This window comes from Mycetocola sp. BIGb0189 (assembly GCF_024810155.1).
Lineage (GTDB): Bacteria > Actinomycetota > Actinomycetes > Actinomycetales > Microbacteriaceae > Mycetocola > Mycetocola lacteus.
Map to the genome: position 1 here is coordinate 301,046 of NZ_JANUED010000001.1, position 22,326 is coordinate 323,371.

The following is a 22,326-nucleotide window of genomic DNA, read 5'->3' on the forward strand; positions in this document are numbered from 1 at the left end:
GTGTGGGGGCGACGACGGTGATCAGATCGCGGGTGTGCGGGTGCTGATGGTTGGGCCATGGAGGTGTCGGTGATCAGATCGCGGGTGTGGGTGTGCCGATGGTGGGAATGGCGGCGATCAGATCGCGGGTATAGGGATGCTGCGGATGGTCGAAGACCTCGCCGGTTTCGCCGAACTCGACGATCCGACCGTGCTGCATGACTGCCACATCGTGTGCGATGTGGCGGACCACCCCCAGGTCATGGGAGATAAAGAGGAGGGAGACGTGCAGCTGATCCTGAAGGTCACGCAGCAGGTCGAGTACCTGGGCCTGGATCGAGACGTCGAGTGCGGAGACGGGTTCGTCACACACGATGATCTCGGGGTTGGTCGCCAGCGCCTGGGCGATCGCGATGCGCTGGCGCTGCCCACCGGAGAGTTCCAGCGGATGCCGGCCCAGGTGCACGGCGGAGAGCCCCACCTGTTCCAGCAGCGCGGTCGCGGCGTCGTCGCGCTCGCCGCGGGGAACCCCCACGGTGGACAGGGCCTCGCCGAGCAGCGTGCGCACGTTGGAGCGCGGGTCGAAGGAGCCCAGCGGATCCTGGGAAATCGTCTGGATGCGGCGACGTCGCGCCCGACGATCCTTTTCCCTGAGGCGTGACCACGCCTCGCCATCCAGCAGGACCTCGCCGGTATCGGCGGGGGTCAGGCCCAGCGCGATCGCCGCCGCGGTGGACTTTCCCGACCCGGATTCGCCCACGATCCCCAGCGTTTTGCCGCGTTCCAGCGTGAAGGACACGTCGTGGAGCACGGTGGTGCGGCGGCCGCGGGTGGCGGGGTAGCTCTTGACCAGGTTGCGCGCCTCGAGGATCGGAGCGGGCCGAGTCTCGCCCACTCGCTGAACACCTTCCCGCTCCGCGACCCGGGGCCGGGTAAACACCGCGGGTGGCAGCGGGGAGAGGCGCTCGCCGCGGGTGTGCGCCGAGGGCACCGCATCGAGGAGCTGCCGGGTGTAGTCGGCCTGCGGATTGTGCAGGATCTGAGCGGGGGTGCCGCGTTCGATCACCGCCCCGGCGCGCAGCACGATGATCTCATCGGCCAGCTCGGACACCACGGCCAGGTCGTGGCTGACCAGCAGCAGTGCGGTGCCCTCGCGCTTGAGTTCGGCGAGGAGTTCCAGCACCTGCGCCTGGACGGTGACATCCAGCGCGGTGGTGGGCTCATCGGCGATCAGCACCCGCGGCCCGGCGGCCACGGCACTGGCGATCAGCGCGCGCTGACGCAGTCCACCGGAGAGCTGGTGGGGATACTGCCCCGCGCGCTCCTCGGGATCGCGGATACCGACGCGGCGCAGCAGGCCGTGCACGATCTCGGCGGCGGGCTTTTTGGCCAGGCCGGTGTGCAGCCGCAGCGATTCGGCAACCTCGGCCCCGATGGTGTTGAGCGGGTCGAGGGACACCAGCGCATCCTGCAACACCAGGCCCACCTCGCGTCCACGCACCCCGCGCCACTGGGCAGGGGTGAGCGTGCGCAGGTCGTGGGTGCCCAGGCGCAGCTCGGTGGCCTCGATCCGGGATCCCGGACCCACCAGCCCGAGCAGCGCTCGTGCGGACACGCTCTTGCCGGAACCGGATTCGCCCACCAGGGCGACACAGCGTCCGGGGGTCAGATCAAAGGACAACCCGGACACCGCGGTGTGCGGGCCAAAATCAATGGTCAGATCGCGCACCGAGACCAGGGCCTCGGAATTCTCGACGGTCACAGGGAGCTCCTCTTGCTGATGAAACGCTGCTGCAGCCAGCGGCCGGTTACGGTCACGCTGATCACGGTGAGGGTGATGAAGACCCCCGGCCAGATCGCGATCCACGGGGCGATGCTCAGGTACTGCCTGGCCTCGGAGAGCATCAGTCCCCACTCGGGAGTGGGCGGGACGGCACCGAGTCCGAGGAAGCTCAGGGCGGCACCAAAGATGATGCAGACCCCCACGCCGATCACCGCGTGCACAAGCACCGGACCCAGGCTGTTGGGCACCACGTGGCGCAGGATCAGTCGGCCGGGGGAGAGCCCCAGCGCGATGCCCGAGCGGATGAACCCCGAGCCGCGGATCTGCAGCACCTGGGTGCGTACGAGCCTGGCGGCGCCGGGGATCCGGCCGAGGCCCACGGCCCAGAGCAGACTCCACTGGCCGGGGCCGAGAATCGTGATGGTCAGCAGCGCCACCAGTACCTCGGGGAAGGCGAGGAGGACATCGAGGGCGCGGGTGATGACCCGGTCCCAGATGCCGCGGGAGTAGCCTGCCAGCACACCGAGAATCACGCCGCCGATCAGACCGATCAGTGAGGCCCCCACACCCAGCGAGAGGGAGTAGATGGTGCCGTGGATGATGCGGGAGAACAGGTCGCGGCCGAGCTGATCGGTGCCGAGGATATGCGCGGCACTGGATCCGGCAAACGCGTCGGCGGGGTCCCCGGCGATCGGATCCTGACTGGTGAAGATGCCCGGCCACAGCGCGGCCACAATCAGCAGCAGCACCACGAGGGCCGACAGCGCAACGCCCGGATTCAGGGCGTGGGCCGAGCGGACCCGTTCGGTGCGGGGCACCCGCGGGGTGCGGGTACGGCCGCCAAGGTTTAGGTTCAGGCTCATGAGTGGCCCCCTCTCAGGCGCGGGTCGAGAAGCGGATACAGCAGGTCCACGATCGTGTTGATCACGATGAAGATCAGCGCGGCGAAGACCACAAAGCCGAGCACCACCGGGTAGTCCCGGTCCTGGATCGCCACCACGGCGACCCGGCCGAGTCCGGGCCGGGCAAACAGCGTCTCGATGATCGCGGTGCCGCTCAGCAGCGATCCGAAGATCACGCTGGTGAGTGTCAGCGCGGGCAGGCTCGCGTGACGCAGGACGTGGCGCGAACGCAGCCGGTTTTCGCCGAGCCCGCGGGCGCGGATCGTGGTCACAAACGGCTCGTGCAGCACGTGTTCCATGCGCTCGCGCAGCACCTGGGTGATCACACCGATCAGCGGCAGGGCGAGGGTGATGACCGGCAGGACCAGCGAGCCGGGGCCGTCGGTCCCGAATGCCGGGACCCACTGGAGCGAGAAGGAAAACACGGTCATCAGGATGATGCCGAGCCAGAACGAGGGCACCGAGACGGCCACCAGCTCAAACCCCTGGGCAAATGCGCGGGCCCCACGGCGGCGGCCCGAGGTAGCCAGCGCCAGCAGCACGGAGACGATAATCGCCACCAGGATCGCCCAGCCGGTGAGCTCGGCAGTGGGCCCGATCTCGCTGAGGATAACCTCGGTGACCGGGGAGGCGCGCTGATAGCTGATCCCGAAGTCCCCACGCAGGACCCCGGCCAGGTAGGTGAAGTACTGCACGATCAGCGGCTGATCGAGCCCGTAGTGGGCGGCGATCTGCGCGCGAATCTCCGGGGTGGCCTCCTGCATGCCCGAGAGCATCTTGTCCAGCGGGTTTCCGGGGATCAGCTGGAGCGCCACAAACGAGAGGGTGGCCGCGGCCCAGAGCACCAGGACGATGTCGAGGACGCGGTGACCCACATAGGAGGCGATCCCGCGGATCCGGCCCAGCCGGCCGACCTCCTCGGCCTGTGACGCCTCGGCGAGCAGCGAGGCGACCGTGGGGACGGCGTCCTCGCGGGGCTCCGCCTCGGGAGTGGATGCCCCGGCAGGGCGCTCGGATGATGCGCCGTGCCCGGAAACGGCCGAAGCCGAAGCCGGGCCGACCGCCTCCGTGGGCGGCACCGTCTGATCGAGCGTGCTCACGCTAGTCCTCCCAGCGCACGCGTCCGCCGCGTGCGACAAACTCATCGGCCACGGCCGTGCGTAGGTCGGCATCCACCAGGTAGTCGGCGGCGGCCGAGCCCAGCGCGGTGGCGGCATCCACGAGCGCGTTGAGCGCATCGGGCAGGATCGAGATGTCGGCAAATCCGGCGTTGTGCGGCACGATGGTGCCGTCCCCGCCGAGGCCCAGGGCCGGGTGGATCGCCGGAACGTACTGGCTGACATTGCCCATATCGGTGGAGGGTCCGCCCTGGCGTACCACCTTCGGCTTGAGCGGCACGGTGCGGCCGCGGTCCGTGAGGTGGCGCGCCCAGTGCTTGGTCAGCGCGATGTTGTTGGCCAGCGGTAGGTAGGCGGGCTCGGCATCGAGGTCGATCTCGGCGCGCGTTCCCGTGGCCAGGGCCGCAGCCTCGAGGATGTCCACCACCCGCTGGGTCAGGATTTTCAGGGTGTCGATCTCGCTCGAGCGCACCAGAATGTGAGCCTCGGTCAGCTCGGGCACCACGTTGGCCGCACTCCCGCCGTTGGTGATCACGCCGTGAATGCGATCGATCGGCAGGATGTGCTGGCGCAGCTGGGCGATCCCCTGGTAGGCGGTGACCACCGCATCGAGCGCGTTGAGCCCGAGGTAGGGGGTACCGGCGGCGTGCGCGGCGCGGCCGTGATACGCGACCCGGATCCGGCGCACCCCGGTGGTTCCCGAACCATAGATGGGGGAGACCTCGTGGCCAACGCTCGGGTGGACCATGCCCGCGGCATCCACATCGTCAAAGCCGCCGGCGCGGATGATGAGCTCCTTGCCGCCGCCACCCTCTTCCGCCGGGGTGCCGATCAGCGAGACACGGCCGCCGGTTTCGGCCACCACGTCGCGCAGCGCCAGGAAGGCTCCGATCGCGATGCCGGCGATCACGTTGTGCCCGCAGGCGTGCCCCACACCGGGCAGCGCATCGTATTCGGCGATGACCGCGAAGTGCGGTCCGTCGCCCACCTCGGAACCGGCGTGTGCCACAAACGCGGTGGGCAGTCCAAACACACCCACCTCGGTCTCCACACCCTCCTCGGCCAGCAGCTCGGCGATCTTCTGCACGCTGCGGTGCTCCTCAAACCCCAGCTCGGGGTGGTGGTAGAGATCCACGGCAAATTCGTGCAGGCGCGGTCGCAACCCCTCGATTCGGGCGGCGATGCGCGCGTGAATATCCGCGGGAGCTCCGGCGAAGGCCGATTCGGCCTCCCCAATCGGGGCGGGGGTGAGCGAGCGCTGGCCGTAGGCGAGGTAGGTGTCGAGCGGATCGGTGGTCATCGGTGGAGTCCTTTGCGCGGGGTGTTCGGAAGGCGGAAATGGGTGGAAGTGTGAGCGGATCGGGGCCGTCACCCCGGGCGGTAACCCGGGGACGAATCATGCTCGCGAGGCGGAGTGCGGGCTGTGCCGAGGGTGAAAAACGAAGCCGTCGAGTGCCTGGGCGACCGCCGCGGAGATGCCCGTGACCTCCTCGGCGCTCAGCGTGATCGCGGTGGCCTCCAGGTTGTCGCGGAGGTGTGCCGGGTTCCGGCTGCCCACCACGGCGAGGCCGTCGGGCACGGTGTGGAAGATCCAGGCGAGCGCGATGGACTGCACGCTGGTACGGTGCGCGCGGGCGGCGGGTTCGAGGGCTGCGAACACCCGGGCGTGGGTCTCGGCGGGCAGTCCGCGGCCGATCAGCGGCCAGTAGGCGATGAACGGGATCGCCCGCTCGCCCAGACGCTCGATCACCGGGGCGTTCTCCCGCGCGGCCACGTTATAGAGGCTCTGCACGGCGGCGATGGGTTCAATCGCAAGCGCGGCATCCAGCTGTTCCAGCGTGGGTTCGCTCAGCCCGATGTGGCCGATCTTGCCCTGATCACGCAGCTCGGCGAGTGCACCCAGCTGGTCGGCGAGGGGCACGTCCGGGTCGATTCGGTGCAGAAACAGCAGGTCGATGCGCTCGCGCCCCAGCCGGTGCAGCGACGCGTGCACGGCGTGACGCAGGTAGTCGGGCTGGCCGAGGATACCCCAGCGATCCTGTGCGGGACGCAGCATCCCGACCTTGGTCGAGACCAGGATGTCATCCCGATTGCCAATCACATCGCCGATGATGCCCTCGCTTACGCCGGGGCCCAGCGCATCCGCGGTGTCCACGTAGCGGATTCCCGCATCGAGGGCCGCGCGCAGCAGCGCCCGCGGAACCTCGGGATCGGCGGGGACACCCCACCCATCACCCGCGGTCAGCCGCGCGGCACCGAGGCCCACCCGGGGCACCCGGTGTCCGGCCAGCAGGGTCTCCGCGGCGGTGGGCGTGGTCGTGCCGGATGCCTCTGACCCGGCCGCAGTGGTCGTGGCGGTGGCGGGCGCGGCGGTCTCGGTGGGGCTGGGGGCGATGGTCACGGCGAATCCCTCGAATCAAAAACACGGCTGATGGTTCGAGAAAACTAGCAACGCGTTCGGGGGTGGGCCAACGATCACGGGGACACGGGGTAACCCAGTGTCATGTGGCGAAACAGTAGGTGCACGCATCGCGCGGCTAGGCCATAATTGCGCGCAAAAAAGCACCGACACTCCGAAGAGTGCCGGTGCTTGTAGGAGGCCAGGAAGTTAGTTCACCGGACCGGTGAACTTCTCACCCGGACCCTTACCGATCGGATCCTGAATGGCCGATGCCTCGCGGAACGCGAGCTGCAGCGAACGCAGACCATCGCGCAGGCTGCGGGCGTGCATGTCGCTCACATCCGGAGCGGCGGCCGTGATCAGGCCCGCCAGGGCGTTGATCAGCTTGCGTGCCTCATCCAGGTCGGTCTGGGTTTCCGGGTCGTCGGCAAGGCCCACCTTGACCGCCGCCGCGCTGAGCAGGTGTACGCACGCGGTCGTGATTACCTCGACCGCGGGAACCTCCGCAATATCCCGCGTGGCCTCGGCAACCGCTTCGTTTTCTTCCGGGCTGGGGGACTGGTTTTCCGTCACTGTGTTCCTCTGCTAGACTGATACGCGGCTACGGAACATCTGTTCCGTTACGAAAGAGGATATTCTCCCACCCGCGTTTGACCGTAGTACTAGGTTACCGGGTAGTTACACTCCGCCAAGACCCTCCTCGGAGGGTTTGGTAGTCAGGGTGTTGGCCGGGTAGTGACCTTTGGTCACACGTATCCGGTGTGTAATTTCTCTCTCGCCTCGGTATGAATCATTTCGGACTGAGTGGCCTCGAGTATCAATCAGAGGAGTTACGCATTAGCGATCCCCGTACCAATGACCGAATCCGGGTCCCTGAAGTTCGCCTTGTTGGCCCCGCAGGCGAGCAGGTTGGTGTTGTCAAAATTGAGGTAGCGCTGCGCCTGGCGCAGGAGGCAGATCTTGACCTGGTCGAGGTTGCCCCCAATTCGAAGCCGCCGGTTGCGAAGATCATGGACTACGGCAAGTTCAAGTACGAGGCTGCGCAGAAGGCGAAGGAAGCACGCCGTAACCAGGCGAACACCGTCCTCAAAGAGGTGCGCTTCCGTCTGAAGATTGATGACCACGACTACGAGACCAAGCGCAAGCGCGCCGAGGGCTTCCTGAAGTCCGGGGACAAGGTGAAGGCAATGATCCTTTTCCGCGGCCGCGAGCAGTCTCGTCCCGACCAGGGTGTGCGTCTGCTGCATCGTTTTGCAGAAGATGTCGCCGAGTTCGGCGTGATCGAGTCCAACCCCACCATCGATGGCCGCAACATGGTCATGGTGATTGGGCCTCTCAAGAATAAGTCCGAGGCGAAAGCCGAGGCCAATGCAAATCGGGCCGCCAATAAGAGAGCGGCAAAGCAGGAGGAAAGTAATGCCTAAGCAGAAGACCCACTCGGGCGCTAAGAAGCGCTTCAAGCTCACGGGCTCCGGCAAGATCAAGAAGCAGCAGTCGGGTATGCGACACAACCTTGAGGTGAAGTCCAGCCACCGCAAGCGTCGTCTGAACCAGGACCAGCTCGTGTCCAAGGCCGACACCAAGAACATCAAGAAGCTTCTCGGTAAGTAAGCTCGACGGACATAGAGAGATAGAAGTAGAGAAATGGCAAGAGTAAAGCGGGCCGTCAACGCCCACAAGAAGCGTCGCGTAATCCTCGAGCGTGCCTCGGGTTACCGTGGTCAGCGTTCGCGTCTGTACCGTAAGGCCAAGGAGCAGGTTACCCACTCCTTCGTTTACAACTACAACGACCGTAAGAAGCGTAAGAACGACTTCCGTCGCCTGTGGATCCAGCGTATCAACGCTGCATCCCGTGCAAACGGCCTCACCTACAACCGTCTGATCCAGGGTCTGGGTCTGGCCGGTATCGAGGTTGACCGTCGTATCCTCGCCGAGCTGGCAGTCAACGAGCCGGCAACCTTCGCCGCTCTGGTTGAGTCCGCCAAGAAGGCCCTCCCGGCCGACACCTCGGCTCCCAAGGCTGCGTAAGCTTTAGCTTCATTTACATTCGGCCCCATCGCTTCGGCGGTGGGGCCGTTTGTTGTTTCCGGCCGCGGATCCTCCGTCGGGCTTCGGCGGTGGGGTCGTTTGTTGTTTCCGGCCGCGGATCCTTTGTTGGGCTTCGGTGGTGGGGCCGTTTGTTGTTTGCGGGCCTGTTGTCCAGCGGTCGGGGTGGGTTTTCCGCTGCGCTGCCCACGCGGGTAGAATGGCCAGGTGCTAGATAATCCCCGTGCCCCCCGTATCCGTGCCGTCGCAAGGCTTGGCCGTCGTGCCGTCCGTGAAGAGACCGGCCTGTTCCTGCTCGAGGGCCCGCAGGCGGTTGTCGAAGCGCTGACCTACCGTCCCGAGGTCATGCTTGAGCTGTACGTCACCCCGACCGCGCTGGAGCGTTACACCGACCTGGCCGAGGCCGCGGTGGCCGCCGGAATGGACGTCGAGTTTGTCAGCGAAGAGGTCATCAACGCGATGGCCGACACCGTCACCCCGCAGGGTGTTATCGCCGTCGCCCGTCAGTTCCCGACCTCCGCCAAGGACATCTTCCGCGACGAGCCCAAGCTCATCGCGATCCTCGAGGAGGTCCGTGACCCGGGTAACCTCGGGACCATCATCCGTGCCGCCGACGCGGCCGGTGCCGACGGCGTGATCCTCACCGGACGCAGCGTCGACCTCTACAACCCCAAGGTGGTGCGCTCCACCACCGGATCGCTGTTCCACCTGCCCGTGGCCGTGGGCCTGGAACTGCCCGACGTGCTGCTGCTGGCCCGCGAGGCCGGTGTATCGGTGATCGCCGCGGACATCAAGGGTGACTCGCTGCTCGACGTCCGCAACAGCGGTGTCCTGGCCGAGCCCACCGCCTGGCTGTTCGGCAACGAGGCCCGCGGGCTGACCGATGAGAACCTTGCCCGCGCCGAGCGTGCGGTGAGCGTGCCGATTTTTGGTGCCGCCGAGTCGATGAACCTGGCCACCGCCGCCTCCGTCTGCCTCTACGAGAGCGCATTCGCACAGCGTTCCTAGCGACTTAACCGTCCGCCTCGGCGGAATACATGAGCCACCCCGCGTCCACGCGGGGTGGCTCATGTGCTGTGTGCCGAGGCCCGGCGAACACATGCTTGGTATGCGTCGGGCCAGCCATCACCGTGCGACATGCTCCGCCGCCGTGCGGGGACCCACGTAACGTGAGCGTATGGAGTCAACGTCGATACCGAGAGCCCCACGCACCTCACACGCAGTCTGTGAGGTGCCCATCGTGGCGCTGACCGCCGTCAGCGCGCACACCGCCGACCATCGAGGTTTTGGCGGGATAAGCCTGAGTGTCCACCGTGCCGAAAGCGTCGCGATCCTGGGTCTGGACGCGGCGGGAAAATCCCTCTTCTGCCGCATACTGAGCGGTGATGAACCCATCTCCTCGGGCAGTTTGCGGGTGGGGGGATGCGAGATACCCGCGCCGCCGGATTCTCGGGACCACCCGTGCCGCGACGTGGGCCTGGTTGAGTCCTCCGGAGATCTGCCGGCCCGACTCAGCGTTATGGACAATGTCACTCGGGCGCAGGTTCGAACCCGCGGAATGTCACCCATCCTCGCGACCGAGCGTGCGCGGGCACTCCTCGCCCGCGTGGAGATGCTGGCAGAGGCCCGCACCGTTGCCGGGAAGCTCTCGAACGATCAGCGTCGCCGGGTACAGATCGCTCGCGCGCTCGCGCTCACCCCTCGTCTGCTGGTGATGGAGGATCCCACTCGGGATCTGGGCCCATCGACCGGCCGCCTGATCGCCGATCTGGTTCGGGAGGCCACCCGGGAGGGGACCGCCGTGGTCCTGGCCACGGACGATCTCACCCTGGTCAGAGAGGCCGCCTCACGCATCATCGTGGTCTGTGCGGGACGGATCGTCGAGGATCAACCCGCCGCGGACTTCTTTCTGCGACCCGGCACGCCGCAGGCTCGTGACATTTTGGCCCGGCTCTCCCGGGCCGATGTCGTGCCCGACGCCGTACCCGATGTCGTGCCCGAAGCCGTGCCCGGTGTCGCCGAGGGGTGAATCTGGGTACCCAGAATCGGGGGACACGGCGCCTCGAAGTGGCCGAGGGCACTGTGACACGTAGGTGGCAACCGGGTCCGGATTTCCGGCGTTCTGCCGCTATTGTTTCCGAAGAAACTTTCCGGATCTATTCATGCGCTTTCTGGAATATATATCGGATTTCATCTCAAATATGGAAGAAGTCCGAACAAATTCAGCCTCTGATCAGCCCGTTGTATAACGGTCACAAATAGGTAACAAGCGTGTTGATTCGTGTCGTTTGAGTGGGCACACTGACTAGCGTGAGGGCATGGAACCAACGTTGATACCCCAAACCACAAGCGTTCCGATCGTCGGCCGCGGAGAACCCCTCGTGGTGCTCTCCGATGTCAACAAGCACTACGGCGATCTGCACGTTCTCAAAAACATCTCCACGTCGGTTGCACGCGGTGAGGTCGTGGTCGTGATCGGGCCCTCGGGCTCCGGTAAGTCCACATTCTGCCGGGCCATCAACCGGTTGGAGACGATCGACAGCGGCACAATCACGATCGACGGCAAGCAGTTGCCAGAGGAGGGTGCGGGCCTGGCTAAGCTCCGCGCGGACGTGGGCATGGTGTTCCAGTCCTTCAACCTCTTCGCACATAAAACCGTGCTGGAAAACGTGACCCTGGGCCCCATTCGGGTGAAAAAGATGTCCACCAAACAGGCGAACGAGCGGGCAATGACGCTGCTGGAACGCGTGGGTGTGGCCAACCAGGCCAAAAAGCTGCCCGCGCAGCTCTCCGGCGGTCAGCAGCAGCGCGTCGCGATCGCCCGATCGTTGGCAATGAGCCCGAAGCTGATCCTGATGGACGAGCCCACCTCGGCGCTCGACCCGGAAATGATCAACGAGGTCCTCGACGTCATGGTCGAACTCGCCAAGGAGGGCATGACGATGATCGTGGTGACCCACGAGATGGGCTTCGCCCGCAAGGCCGCCGACCGCGTGTTGTTCATGGCGGACGGCGAAATCGTCGAGGACGAAACCCCCGAAACCTTCTTCACCAACCCCTCATCCGAGCGTGCGCGCGACTTCCTCGCCAAGATTCTCGACCGGTAACACCACAGCAAAGGAGCCACTCATGAAGCGTTCGAAAGTATCTCTTGTAGCCCTCGCCGCGGCCTCGGCCCTCCTCTTTACGGCCTGCTCCAGCACCGACGGCGGCAACGCCGGCGGTAGCGGGGGCGGATCCGGCGACAACCCCACCGTGGTGGAGAACCCCACCTTCGAGGCCGGGACCACGATGGAAAAGCTGGCCAAGGCCGGCAAGATCACCGTCGGGGTGAAGTTTGATCAGCCGCTCTTCGGGGAGAAGGGACTGAACGGCGAGGAAGGTTTCGATGTCGAAATCGCCAAGATCATCGCCGGTCAGCTGGGCATCCCCGCCGACAAGATCGAGTGGAAGGAGGCCGTGTCGGCAAACCGTGAGCCGTTCATCGAAAATGGTGAGGTCGATATGGTGGTTGCCACCTACACGATCAACGATAAGCGCAAGGAAGTCATCGACTTCGCGGGGCCCTACTACATTGCCGGACAGTCGCTGCTGGTCAAGGCCGACAACAACGACATCAAGTCCGAGAAGGACATTGTGGGCAAGCCCGTGTGTTCGGTCACCGGCTCGACCCCGGCGGAGAACCTGGCCAAGCTCGGGGCGGACCCGGTCCTGACCGATACCTATAGCAACTGCCTGGAGCCGCTGCGCTCGGGCAAGGTTGTGGCGGTTTCCACCGACAACGTGATCCTCGCCGGACTCGCGGAAAAGAACGAGGGTGAGTTCAAGCTCGCCGGTGATCTCTTCACTCAGGAGCCCTACGGGATCGGTTTGAAGAAGGGGGACACCGCGTTCAAGGACTTCATCAACAAGTCCCTGGAGGAGTCCTACTCCGACGGTGCCTATAAGAAGGCCTGGGAAAAGACCGCGGGCAAGATTCTGCCCTTCGTTGATGGTCCCAAGATCACCGAGTAGTCATCCGACGCGTGTTCTGCGGGGCCGACGCTCCGCAGAACACGCGTTTCTCCCCCTCGAAAGGAGGCGGTGAATGAACGTTATTTTTGACAACCTCGATCGATATTTCTCGGGGTTTGTGCTCACCCTGCAGCTGTTTGTGGTCGCGGGTATCGCGGCACTGATTATCGGCACGATCATCGCGATCATGCGGATCTCGCCGGTGGGTGCGCTGCGCACCTTCGCGACCGTCTATACCGAACTGGTGCGTAACACCCCGCTGACCCTGATCCTGTTTTTCTTCGCGTTTGTGGCCCCGCAGCTGGGGCTCGGGCTGGACTATAAGTTCCTGGCGATGATCGGTCTAAGCCTCTACACCTCACCGTTTGTGGCCGAGGCGCTGCGCTCCGGCGTGAACGGTGTGCCGATCGGTCAGGCCGAGGCGGCCCGGAGCATCGGGCTGGGCTTTGGTCAGACGGTGACTCGGGTGGTGCTCCCACAGGCGGTGCGGATGACCATTCCGCCGCTGATCAACGTGATGATCGCGCTGGTCAAGAACACCTCGGTGGCCGGTGGATTCTTTGTGGCCGAGCTGGTCACCATCGGAAAGGAACTGGCCAACGCCAACGGAAACGCGGTGATCCCGGTCCTGCTGGGTGTGGCCACGTTCTACCTGTTGATTACGATTCCGCTGGGCATCCTGGCCGGATATCTGGAAAAGAAGTGGGCGGTGTCGCGATGAGTGGATCCTCTGTTCTGTTTGATGCGCCCGGTCCCAAGGCCAAGCGGCGTTCGCGTATCATCTCGATAATCGTGACCCTGGTGGTCCTGGGCGGATTTGGCGGGGCCGCGTATATCCTCGGTCAGCCCCGCCAGATCTCCGGTGGCATGAGCCTGCCCGGCGTGTGGGACGCATCCCGCTGGGATGTGGTGACCAATCCGGTCCTATGGGAACAGGTTGGCGGTGGTGTACTCAACACGCTGAAGGCCGCGCTCGTGGCAGCGGTCCTCGCCCTGATCCTCGGGGTGGTGTTTGCGCTGCTGCGCACGGCCCGCAGTCGCTGGGTTCGCATACCGACCACGATTGTCCTGGAGTTCCTGCGGGGCATGCCGGTGCTGTTGATGATGCTGTTTATCCTGCTGGCGTTCTCCAGTGGGGCCTACCTAGCCGTGGTTCTCGGGCTGGGACTCTATAACGGTGCGATCATCGGTGAGGCACTGCGAGCCGGTATCGCCTCGCTACCCAAGGGACAGCGTGAGGCCGGTCTGAGTATCGGGTTGACGCCCTTTGCCACCCGGATGCGGATCGAGTTCCCGCAGGCCTTCCGGCAGATGCTCCCGATTGTTGTGGCCCAACTGGTGGTGCTGCTTAAGGACACCTCGCTGGGATTCATCGTGGGCTACCCGGAGCTGATCCGTACCACGATGAACAACCTCGGAAGCGCCCTGGGCAATAAGTACCTGTTTACGCTGTTCATCATCACCCTGGTCATCTACCTGGTGATGAACCTGCTGCTCTCGGCGTTTGCCCGCTGGTTGGCGCGGCGTTCGGATCGCGCGCAGCGTGGCACGGCCGAACCCGAAAAGCCCGGCGGGGGAGACGCCCCGGGCACCGAGCCCGGTCCCGCGGCCGCCGTGCAGGCGGGGGCCACACGCGGATAGCGACGGCACTCGGCGGATCGCCCCGCCCGGATGGATCACATCCGGGCGGGGCGATCCGGCGTTCTGGCCCACGACAGATGGGTGAACCCGGGTAGAATGTGTTTTTGTGTCTGACCCTCAACTGATTACCGAAGAAAGCGTCGCCGCCGCGGTCGATGTGGCGCTCGCCGCCATCGCCGCCGCCACCGACTCCACCGCACTCAAGCAGGCGCGTTCGGCCCACATGGCCGAGGGCTCGCCGCTGGCGAACCTCAACGCCGCCCTGCGCTCCGTGCCCAACGACCAGAAGGCCGCCTTTGGCAAGCTCGTGGGCCAGGCCCGCGGGCGAGTGAACGGTGCCTATGCCGCAGCCGAGGAGCGCATCGTCGCCGCCGAGGATGCCGCCCGTCTGGCCGCCGAGACCGTGGATGTCACCGCGCTGCCCAGCCGCTACCGTGCCGGTGCTCGTCACCCGCTGGAGCTGCTGCGTGAGCGCGTGGAGGACATCTTCACCGGCATGGGCTGGGAGATTGCCGAGGGCCCCGAGGTTGAGAGCGAGTGGTTTAACTTTGACGCGCTGAACTTTGACGCCGACCACCCCGCGCGTGCGATGCAGGACACCTTCTTTGTGGAGCCCCCCGAGGCTCACCTGGTCATGCGTACCCACACCTCGCCGGTGCAGGTGCGCACCATGCTCGACCGTGAGGTGCCGATCTACGTGCTGGCCCCGGGCCGCGTGTACCGCACCGATGAGCTGGATGCCACGCACACCCCCGTGTTCACCCAGTTCGAGGGCCTCGCCGTGGACAAGGGTCTGACCATGGCCGACCTGCGGGGAACCCTGGACCACTTCGTGAAGTCGGTCTTCGGCGACGAGGCGAGGATCCGTCTGCGTCCGAGCTTCTTCCCGTTCACCGAGCCCAGCGCCGAGCTCGACTTCTGGCACCCCACCTTCAAGGGCGGCGCACGCTGGATCGAGTGGGGCGGCTGCGGCATGATCCACCCCAACGTGCTGCGTGCGGCCGGAATCGACCCGGAGATCTACTCCGGTTTCGCCTTCGGTATGGGTGTGGAGCGCGGCCTGATGCTGCGTGACGGTGTACAGGACATGCGTGAAATGGTGGAGGGCGACGTGCGCTTCTCCCAGCAATTCGGAATGGTGGTGTAGTCGTGCGGGTTCCCCTGAACTGGCTGGCTGAATACGTAGATCTCGAGCCCGGAGCGACCCCCGAGTCGGTCCAGGAGGCCCTGGTCAAGGTGGGTCTGGAAGAGGAGGACGTGCACACGTTCGACCTCACCGGACCGATCGTGGTCGGCGAGGTGCTGGAGTTCACCCCCGAGGAGCAGTCCAACGGTAAAACCATCAACTGGTGCCGCGTGCGCGTGGCCGCAGACGGCGAAATCGCCGCCGATGGTGGCGACGCGATCCACGGCATCGTCTGTGGTGCCCACAACTTCCGCGTGGGTGACAAGGTAGTTGTCACCCTGCCCGGTGCCGTGCTGCCCGGAAACTTCGTCATTGCTCCGCGCAAGACCTACGGTCACGTCTCCGAGGGCATGATGGCCTCGGCCCGTGAGCTGGGTCTCGGCGATGAGCACGATGGCATCATCGTGCTCTCGAAGTACGGCATCGATGCCCCCGTGGGCACCCCGGCCCTGCCGCTGCTGGGTCTGGATGACACCGCGGTGGAGATCAACGTGACCCCGGACCGCGGCTACGCGTTCTCGGTGCGCGGTGTGGCCCGCGAGTACTCGCACGCCACCGGTGCGGCCTTCCGCGACCCGGCCCTTGCGCCCGCCGCGCTGGAGGCCACCGGCTTCTCGGTCGAGATTCGCGACGACGCTCCCATCCGCGGTGTGGTGGGGGCCGACGCCTTCACGACCCGCGTGGTGCGCGGCGTGGACGCGACCCGTCCGACCCCGCCGTGGCTGGTGGCGCGCCTCTCCCTCGCGGGTGTGCGCTCGATCTCGCTGCTGGTGGATATCACCAACTATGTGATGTTCGAGCTGGGTCAGCCGATCCACGGATACGACCTGGACAAGGTTGCCGGCGGACTGGTGGTGCGTCGCGCCGAAAAGGGCGAGACCCTGGTGACCCTCGACGGGACCGAGCGCAAGCTGCATGCCGAAGACCTCGTCATCGCCGATGACTCCGGGGCCATCGGCCTGGCCGGTGTGATGGGTGGCGCGTCCACCGAGATCAGCGACACCACCACCGATGTGCTGATCGAGGCCGCGCATTTCTCGCCGGTTTCCATCGCGCGTACCGCGCGCCGTCACAAGCTGCCCTCCGAGGCATCCAAGCGCTTCGAGCGCGGTGTTGACCCGCGTCTGGGCCGTGCCGCCGCCGCGCGCGTGGCCGAGCTGCTGGTGGAGCTGGCCGGTGGAACGATCGACTCGCTCGGTCAGACCATCGCCGCCGATGAGACCCCCGAGGCCATCCTGCTGCCCGCGGGCTACGTGAGCGGCCTGATCGGCACCGAGTACACCGTGGCCGAGGAAACCTCGGCCCTCGAGGAGATCGGCGCCGAGGTGACCGTCGTGGAGGGCGGCCTGAGCGTTGTGCGCCCCACCTGGCGCTCGGACATCACCGACCCCTGCGACCTCGCCGAGGAAATCGCGCGGATCATCGGGTATGACCGCATCCCCTCGCGTCTGCCCGTCGCCCCGCCCGGACGCGGCCTGACCCGCACCCAGCGTGCGCGTCGCCGCGTGGCCCAGACGCTGGCCGCCGCCGGATCCACCGAGGTACAGTCGTACCCGTTCGTGTCCGCCGAGACCAACAACCTGTTTGGTACGGCCGATGCTGCGACCGGCGACGTGCCCGCGATCAAGCTGGCCAACGCCCTGGATGCGCGCGAGCCGTTCCTGCGCACCTCGGTGCTGCCGGGCCTGATCGGTGTGGCCAAGCGCAACCTGGCACGCGGACTCGTGGATCTCTCGATCTACGAGACCGGTCTGGTGTTCCGTCCCGAGGCCGGAGCCTCGCTGGGCTATGCGGGCGAGCTGCCGAACGGCACCGTGCGTCCGAGTGAGGCCGAACTGGCCGCGCTCAAGGCCGGTATCCCGCCGCAGCCGCACCACGTGGGTGTGCTCATCGTGGGTAACGTGACCCCGAAGCAGCCGGGTCAGGAGGCCGTGCCGAGTGGCCTGGCCGACGCCCTGGACGCGGTGCGTCAGGTAGCCCTGGCCGCCGGTGTGGAGATTCGTGTCGAGCAGGGATCGCACCAGATCCTGCACCCGGGACGCACCGCCGCACTGTACGTCGGCGAAACCCTCGTGGGTTACGCCGGTGAGCTCCTGCCGAGCTTCGCCGCCGAGTCCGACCTGCCGCGCACCGTGGCGGTTGCCGAGATCAACCTCGACGCCGTCCTTGCCGGCGGCACCGACATCGTCGAGGCCCAGTCGATCTTTACCTTCATGGCCGCCACCCAGGACCTCTCGCTGACCGTTCCGGTCGAGGTTCCGGCGGCCGAGGTGCAGGCGGCGGTTCTCGAGGGCGCGGGGGAGCTCCTGGAGCACATCCGCCTCGTTGATGACTACCGTGGGCAGGGCTTGGCCGAGGGCCACAAGTCGCTGAGCTTCGCGCTGCGCTTCCGCGCTGCCGACCGCACGCTCACCGCGGCCGAGGCCTCCGAGGCCAAGCTGGCCGGTGCCGCCCTCGCGGGCGAGCGCTTCGGCGCGGCGATCCGCGACTAGCGCGTTCGGGCGAGCGTTTCGGCGCCCTCGTCCACGCCGAGGTCCGCAGGGGCGTCCATCCATCGGGTGGGCGCCCCTGCGGCGTTCTCAGGCAGTCTCAAATCCGGCGTAGGCGGTGGTCGTCGCACGGTTCCAAATGCGACGGTGCGGTCCGGTGGGAAGCCGAGCGCTGTTAGCGTGAATGGGTTCTCTTCACGGGCAATCCACGGGAGGTCGTCATGGCCGGGCTGTTTTCATATTTCAGGAAGAGCGTCGCCGCGCCCTCGGAGCAGAGGCGCTCACGCGAGGAACTCTTCGAAGCCGCAAGATCGCGGATCTTCCCGCTGCTGCATCCGATCACCTATGCCGAGCCGATTCCCGTGCGCGGCGGGGAACTGCTGTATCGCGCGCACCGCCGGTTCACCGGTGACCTGGGCGTCTTCTATCAGGTGGATGAGGGGGAGCGGTGGGACGTGGTCCTCACCGAGTATCTGCCCGAGGCGATCACCCTGGAGGACCTGCACGCCCTCGCCACCGAGAACCTGCGCCGGGTATTTACCGCACAGCGGATCTCCTCCGAGCGTTTCGGCGGCTATGAACTGCGGGCGGATCGGGAACTCGCCTCCTCGGCCCTATTGATGACCTCGCTATGGGAGAGTATCGCCGACGAGCTTGACGATGACCTCCTCATCGCGGTCCCATGCCGTGACACCGTGCTCTTTATCGAGGCGGGTGCCCCGGACGCCGAGCGCGCGCTGCGCGAGGTGACACACCGGCTCTATGATGAGCAGGACCGGATGCGTAACAGCCGTCAACTCATGCGTTTCACCCGCGGCGAGGGCCGGGTGGAGGCGGTTGCGCGCTAGCGTGGGAGAACCGGGGTCACACGGCATCGAGCAGAGTGCCCCCGGTGTTCGAGCCGGAGCCGCGCGGCGGACAGGATGGACTATTTCTCCGCCAACCTCGACGACTATGCTGACCGTCCCGTTCCCTCGATCATCCCGCGCATTCGCTAGGGTCGAATAACCGACAGGGGAGGACGGGTATGCCCACGCAGAACTATCTGATCGATGGATCCGATCGGATGATTTTTCGAGCCGAAGACACGGTTCCCATGTTTTGGGTGGGGTTGCTTGACCCGCAGACCGTGCGCGATGTTCGAGTCGAATGGGAAGCCTATGATCGCCGTGATGCCGAGTTGGCGGCCCGCGGGATGTCGGCTGATGACCGGTTTGACCGGTTAGAAATTGAGTGGGAAGCCCGCCTGGACTTTGCGATCAGCCGGCAGCAATTTGAGCGTAGCGCACCTCGGCTACTGGATTTTGTGCGCCAGAACCTCCCCCGGCATCGGGCCCTGGCCCAGGACTTTGTGGACTACCTGGACACCAAGTACACGGGTGGTAACGAGGTGCTGCGCGTTTTTCTGGGGGAGGCGTCGGCGTTCTTTCCCGATACCGCAACTTTTTTTGACACCCTCGAGGCCTGGAGCGAATGTATTGCCCGGGAGGGGGCCGCGGACTTTGTGGATGATGTCATCGTGCAGGCAAATCACCACCTTCCCGATTCGGCGACCGGGTTCAACCAGGAGGAAGACCCCTCGGACTTTGCCGGGTTCTCCGAGACCTTTCGACGTGCATACGGGGGTGCGCGAGCGCCCCGCCCGATGCTGAGCTTTCCCACGGGTCTTATCGGTTTGCCGGCGCAGAAGACCGGGTGGCGGCGATGGGTGTGGCCGGTGGTGGCGATCGCGGTGTTGATCGGGGTCGTGACCGCGGTGATCGGGGTGAATAACGCCATCCGTCAGGATCGACGTGAGGTGTCCATGGCCCAGCTCGACCGCGATCTGATCCCCAATATCTCGGCCACCGTGGGAGAGACGCGGGTGGATCTCTTCACGTACATGGTGGACAACGAGATCAGCAGCGTCGCCTCGCCCACGGAGCTCCGCGTGGTGCGGGAAACCTCGATGAATCAGAAACGCACCCTGGAGGTGGTGATCCGGGGTGTCGATACGCCCGAAGTTGCCGAGCGCTTTTCCTGGGTGGATCTGGGCCTCGAGATGACCGCGGAAGAACCGGAGAACATGCACGAATTCACACGTGAGATCAGGTTCACCTTGGGCGATCGCGGCCTGGCCTACCGGTTTGAGCAAGACGGGGTGATCGGGGACATCCTGTTTTTCTCCGAGAAGCCGATGACCGCTACCGACCGATTCGAATTCAACGGCATCATCCGCTCGTTGAAGGTCGGGACGTCCTGACGTCCTGAATAAACGGTGCCCGGCACCACCTGTGGTGGTACCGGGCACCGTTTTCCATCCGCGTGAGCTGTGAGCTGCTAGCTGTTGGGCTTGTCCCAACCCAGCTGCTGGGCGGTCCAGACCAGGCCGTAGGGCATCATCGTGCGCGCCGCGGTCCAGTTGTGTTCGAGGCCCGGGTAGGTGCGCAGCGTGGTGGTGAGACCGTGCTCGCGCAGGTCGCGGTTGATGACCTCGGCCGCGCGCAGGGACTCCCCGTCATCCTGACCGATAAAGAAGGTCTGGTGGGTGCCGCGAGGCAGCTCACGCAGCAGGTGCGTGGGGGTGTTGATCCGCATGGCCTCGGGGTTACCCACGATGCCCTTGGAATACGGCTTGGCGTAGGGCAGCAGCGAGATGGCGGACCCAAATTCGTCCGGGTGGCGCAGCGCGAACACCAGCGAGGTGAACCCACCCGAGGACATCCCGGCAATGATGCGCTTATCGGCCTCGGGCTCTGTCCGCAGGGTCTTGTCCGCCCAGCCCACCACATCCTTGACCATGTAGTCCTCGATCTGCGGGCCGCCGGGGAAGTTTAGCGGCTCGGTGGTGCGGCGTTCGGGACCGGCGTTGAGATCGGGGGCAACCACGATGGCGTGCGGGAACTGCCCGGTCTTCATGAGCTCTTCGAGGGTCACATCGATCCGGCCGCCGGCAAACCAGTCGGCGGCGCTGCCGGGGGATCCGTGCATCGCGTAGATGACGGGGTAGCGGCGATCGTTGCCGGGCTTGTCATAGTCCGGCGGGAGGTACACCCAGGCACCGGAGCTGGGAACGTCCTTGGCGGTGGAGGGGATCGTCGCCAGGAACGAGTAGCCGGTTGTGGAGGTGGTGACCCGACGCTCGGAGGTGGGCAGCGTGGTGGTTCCGGATCCCTGGACGGGCTTCTTATTGGACACCACAACCGGGCGCTGCGGGGTATCGCTCAGCCAGCGCTGCACCGAGGACACCGAGGGCAGGTAGCCGACCCAGGTGTTGACACCCAGCGCCAGCGTGCCGACCAGGACGATCGTGATCGGGGTCCACCAGAGGAACCCACGACGTACCCGGCGGGTGCGACGCTCGGGGTCGCGGCGGGCGCGCCAGATCCACAGTCCGATCAGGACCACCGCGATCGCCAGCCCGATAATGCTCGGCCAGTAGGTAGCCAGCAGGTCGGTGCCGGCGGCACCGTTCTCGAGCGACGGGGGAATGTCGATGGGTTTGTCGGGATTCATGTGGGGCCTCCTGGTGCGCGATCTCGTTCCGGGGAACGGAACCGCCGCTGCCGGCGACAACCGGCAAAGTGCTGTGTATACGTCAGCCTTGATTTTAGGTCCCAGCGGGGGAGGGGGAATCGTCTTAGAGGCTGATATTTCCCGTCGATGGCGGATTCTTGCGGGCCGCTGTTTGAATTCGAGGGTGTTTATCAGGAATTCATCGGCTGTTCCTCGGCGAGCCGTGACGAATCGAGCCGGTCACGGTGGGGAAAACCCCGCCGTCATGTGGGGAAATCGGGGATGCATACCATCGGTCAACGTGACAAGCTGGAGGGGTGTCCGGTCCAGTGAACTCTCATCCCGATCCCTCCGACAGCGGCGACGCCTGGGTCTATGCGCCCGATGGCCGTCAATTCTGGGGAACCTACGGCGCCTCCGGCCTGCTGGCCTTCGACCGCGTCCGCGGAGTCCTCCTCCAGCACCGCGTCGAATGGAGCCACTTTGGCGGCACCTGGGCGCTGCCCGGGGGCGCGCGTCATCGCGGGGAAAGCGCCGTGGACGGGGCGTTCCGCGAGGCGGCCGAGGAAGCCGGGGTGCCCGACGGCGCCGTCCGTCCGCGCTTTAGTGCGGTGCTGGATCTGGGCTTCTGGTCCTATACCACCGTGGTTGGGGACGTGATCATTCCGTTCGAACCGGAGATCACCGACCCCGAGAGCCTCGAGCTGCGCTGGGTTCCACTGGACGAGGTGGACACCCTGCCGCTGCATCCCGGATTTGAACAGTCCTGGCCCGCGCTGCGCGCGGAGCTGGAACGTTCGGAGACGATCGTGGTGGACGCCGCCAACGTGATCGGTGCCCGCCCGGATGGCTGGTGGAATGATCGCGCCGGTGCCGCCGACCGCCTGCTGCTGGCGCTGGAACGCCTGGCCGAGGACGGGATTCCCGCCGACGCACTGGGCCTCGGTCACTCCCACTGGTGGCCGCGCTTCCGCGTGGTCCTGGAGGGTGCCGCCCGGGAGGCCGAAACCCGCGACGCCCAGGTCCCCGAGCTCACCGTGGTGCGCGCGCCCGGCGAGGGGGATGAAACGATTGTGCATGTGGTGAAGGAGCTCGCCCAGCGCACTCCGCCGCACACGGTCTGGACGATCACCAGCGATCGCGGCCTGCGAGAGCGGGTCGAGGCCAAGGGATCCCGCATCCTCGGATCCCGCTGGCTCTGGGACCGGATCGACGCACTCACGGACTAGCCTCAGCCGGTTTTCGGCCGGCCTATGAGAGGATCATCGCGGA

General features: G+C 65.9%; 21 protein-coding genes. 14 read left to right on the top strand and 7 right to left on the bottom strand.

Annotation, left to right across the window (positions count from 1 at the left end; translation table 11 throughout):
- Positions 1 to 73: 73 nt before the first annotated feature.
- The 6 genes from M2390_RS01325 to M2390_RS01350 form a co-directional block, all read right to left on the bottom strand.
- Positions 74 to 1,741, bottom strand: coding sequence for an ABC transporter ATP-binding protein (locus tag M2390_RS01325; RefSeq protein ID WP_259176487.1), 1,668 nt, complete (start codon positions 1,739 to 1,741; stop codon positions 74 to 76).
- The gene (locus tag M2390_RS01330) at positions 1,738 to 2,625 is read right to left on the bottom strand and encodes an ABC transporter permease (protein WP_259176488.1); all 888 of its coding nucleotides are present in this window, start codon (positions 2,623 to 2,625) and stop codon (positions 1,738 to 1,740) included. Before M2390_RS01330 ends, M2390_RS01325 begins: the two co-directional genes overlap by 4 nt.
- Entirely contained in the window at positions 2,622 to 3,764 is a 1,143-nt protein-coding gene (locus tag M2390_RS01335) for an ABC transporter permease (protein WP_259176489.1), read from the bottom strand. Before M2390_RS01335 ends, M2390_RS01330 begins: the two co-directional genes overlap by 4 nt.
- A gap of 1 nt (position 3,765) precedes the next feature.
- Entirely contained in the window at positions 3,766 to 5,082 is a 1,317-nt protein-coding gene (locus tag M2390_RS01340; RefSeq protein WP_259176491.1) for an amidohydrolase, read from the bottom strand.
- Between the two features lie 96 nt (positions 5,083 to 5,178).
- On the bottom strand, positions 5,179 to 6,183 hold the full coding sequence (locus M2390_RS01345; protein WP_259176493.1) for an aldo/keto reductase: 1,005 nt from the start codon (positions 6,181 to 6,183) through the stop codon (positions 5,179 to 5,181).
- Positions 6,184 to 6,390: 207 nt separating this feature from the next.
- Entirely contained in the window at positions 6,391 to 6,756 is a 366-nt protein-coding gene (locus M2390_RS01350; protein WP_121688218.1) for a DUF1844 domain-containing protein, read from the bottom strand.
- A 212-nt stretch (positions 6,757 to 6,968) separates the two neighbouring features.
- On the opposite strand from M2390_RS01350, the gene infC reads away from it, so the two are divergent.
- The 13 genes from infC (at position 6,969) to M2390_RS01415 (ending at position 19,801) form a co-directional block, all read left to right on the top strand.
- Positions 6,969 to 7,607, top strand: a complete 639-nt coding sequence (gene infC, locus M2390_RS01355) for a translation initiation factor IF-3 (RefSeq protein WP_081863788.1) — start codon at positions 6,969 to 6,971, stop codon at positions 7,605 to 7,607.
- Positions 7,600 to 7,794, top strand: a complete 195-nt coding sequence (gene rpmI / locus M2390_RS01360; RefSeq protein ID WP_030143082.1) for a 50S ribosomal protein L35 — start codon at positions 7,600 to 7,602, stop codon at positions 7,792 to 7,794. Before infC ends, rpmI begins: the two co-directional genes overlap by 8 nt.
- A 33-nt stretch (positions 7,795 to 7,827) precedes the next feature.
- Complete coding sequence (rplT, locus tag M2390_RS01365; RefSeq protein ID WP_030143083.1) at positions 7,828 to 8,211, top strand: 50S ribosomal protein L20; 384 nt, start codon at positions 7,828 to 7,830, stop codon at positions 8,209 to 8,211.
- A 225-nt stretch (positions 8,212 to 8,436) separates the two neighbouring features.
- Entirely contained in the window at positions 8,437 to 9,237 is an 801-nt protein-coding gene (locus tag M2390_RS01370) for an RNA methyltransferase (RefSeq protein WP_121688217.1), read from the top strand.
- A gap of 232 nt (positions 9,238 to 9,469) precedes the next feature.
- The gene (locus tag M2390_RS01375; RefSeq protein ID WP_259176499.1) at positions 9,470 to 10,258 is read left to right on the top strand and encodes an ATP-binding cassette domain-containing protein; all 789 of its coding nucleotides are present in this window, start codon (positions 9,470 to 9,472) and stop codon (positions 10,256 to 10,258) included.
- A gap of 289 nt (positions 10,259 to 10,547) precedes the next feature.
- Positions 10,548 to 11,336 (top strand): amino acid ABC transporter ATP-binding protein, encoded by a 789-nt coding sequence (locus tag M2390_RS01380; protein WP_259176500.1) that lies wholly within the window; start codon positions 10,548 to 10,550, stop codon positions 11,334 to 11,336.
- Between the two features lie 22 nt (positions 11,337 to 11,358).
- A complete protein-coding gene (locus M2390_RS01385) occupies positions 11,359 to 12,243 on the top strand; it encodes a glutamate ABC transporter substrate-binding protein (RefSeq protein WP_259176501.1) in 885 nt (294 codons plus the stop codon).
- A gap of 73 nt (positions 12,244 to 12,316) precedes the next feature.
- Entirely contained in the window at positions 12,317 to 12,964 is a 648-nt protein-coding gene (locus M2390_RS01390; protein ID WP_121688214.1) for an amino acid ABC transporter permease, read from the top strand.
- A complete protein-coding gene (locus tag M2390_RS01395) occupies positions 12,961 to 13,884 on the top strand; it encodes an amino acid ABC transporter permease (protein ID WP_259176502.1) in 924 nt (307 codons plus the stop codon). Before M2390_RS01390 ends, M2390_RS01395 begins: the two co-directional genes overlap by 4 nt.
- 106 nt (positions 13,885 to 13,990) lie before the next feature.
- Positions 13,991 to 15,031, top strand: coding sequence for a phenylalanine--tRNA ligase subunit alpha (gene pheS / locus M2390_RS01400; RefSeq protein ID WP_259176503.1), 1,041 nt, complete (start codon positions 13,991 to 13,993; stop codon positions 15,029 to 15,031).
- 2 nt (positions 15,032 to 15,033) lie between these two features.
- Complete coding sequence (gene pheT, locus M2390_RS01405) at positions 15,034 to 17,562, top strand: phenylalanine--tRNA ligase subunit beta (protein WP_259176505.1); 2,529 nt, start codon at positions 15,034 to 15,036, stop codon at positions 17,560 to 17,562.
- A gap of 218 nt (positions 17,563 to 17,780) precedes the next feature.
- Positions 17,781 to 18,407 (top strand): DUF1444 family protein, encoded by a 627-nt coding sequence (locus M2390_RS01410; protein WP_259176506.1) that lies wholly within the window; start codon positions 17,781 to 17,783, stop codon positions 18,405 to 18,407.
- 179 nt (positions 18,408 to 18,586) lie between these two features.
- Positions 18,587 to 19,801, top strand: a complete 1,215-nt coding sequence (locus M2390_RS01415; RefSeq protein WP_259176507.1) for a hypothetical protein — start codon at positions 18,587 to 18,589, stop codon at positions 19,799 to 19,801.
- A 77-nt stretch (positions 19,802 to 19,878) separates the two neighbouring features.
- Here M2390_RS01415 and M2390_RS01420 read toward each other — a convergent pair whose 3' ends face one another.
- Positions 19,879 to 21,054: an esterase family protein gene (locus tag M2390_RS01420; protein WP_259176509.1), complete on the bottom strand. Its 1,176-nt coding sequence runs from the start codon at positions 21,052 to 21,054 to the stop codon at positions 19,879 to 19,881.
- A gap of 329 nt (positions 21,055 to 21,383) precedes the next feature.
- Here M2390_RS01420 and M2390_RS01425 point away from each other — a divergent pair, with 329 nt between their 5' ends.
- Entirely contained in the window at positions 21,384 to 22,283 is a 900-nt protein-coding gene (locus M2390_RS01425; protein ID WP_259176510.1) for an NUDIX domain-containing protein, read from the top strand.
- The last annotated feature ends 43 nt before the right edge of the window (positions 22,284 to 22,326 follow it).

What these genes read in the sequence shown, in the direction of transcription:
- M2390_RS01330 (WP_259176488.1), bottom strand. Translation starts at nt 2,625, where the DNA reads ATGAGCCTGAACCTAAACCTTGGCGGCCGTACCCGCACCCCGCGGGTG.
- M2390_RS01340 (WP_259176491.1), bottom strand. Translation starts at nt 5,082, where the DNA reads ATGACCACCGATCCGCTCGACACCTACCTCGCCTACGGCCAGCGCTCG.
- infC (WP_081863788.1), top strand. Translation starts at nt 6,969, where the DNA reads ATGAATCATTTCGGACTGAGTGGCCTCGAGTATCAATCAGAGGAGTTA.
- rpmI (WP_030143082.1), top strand. Translation starts at nt 7,600, where the DNA reads ATGCCTAAGCAGAAGACCCACTCGGGCGCTAAGAAGCGCTTCAAGCTC.
- rplT (WP_030143083.1), top strand. Translation starts at nt 7,828, where the DNA reads ATGGCAAGAGTAAAGCGGGCCGTCAACGCCCACAAGAAGCGTCGCGTA.
- M2390_RS01380 (WP_259176500.1), top strand. Translation starts at nt 10,548, where the DNA reads ATGGAACCAACGTTGATACCCCAAACCACAAGCGTTCCGATCGTCGGC.
- M2390_RS01385 (WP_259176501.1), top strand. Translation starts at nt 11,359, where the DNA reads ATGAAGCGTTCGAAAGTATCTCTTGTAGCCCTCGCCGCGGCCTCGGCC.
- M2390_RS01390 (WP_121688214.1), top strand. Translation starts at nt 12,317, where the DNA reads ATGAACGTTATTTTTGACAACCTCGATCGATATTTCTCGGGGTTTGTG.
- M2390_RS01395 (WP_259176502.1), top strand. Translation starts at nt 12,961, where the DNA reads ATGAGTGGATCCTCTGTTCTGTTTGATGCGCCCGGTCCCAAGGCCAAG.
- M2390_RS01410 (WP_259176506.1), top strand. Translation starts at nt 17,781, where the DNA reads ATGGCCGGGCTGTTTTCATATTTCAGGAAGAGCGTCGCCGCGCCCTCG.
- M2390_RS01415 (WP_259176507.1), top strand. Translation starts at nt 18,587, where the DNA reads ATGCCCACGCAGAACTATCTGATCGATGGATCCGATCGGATGATTTTT.
- M2390_RS01420 (WP_259176509.1), bottom strand. Translation starts at nt 21,054, where the DNA reads ATGAATCCCGACAAACCCATCGACATTCCCCCGTCGCTCGAGAACGGT.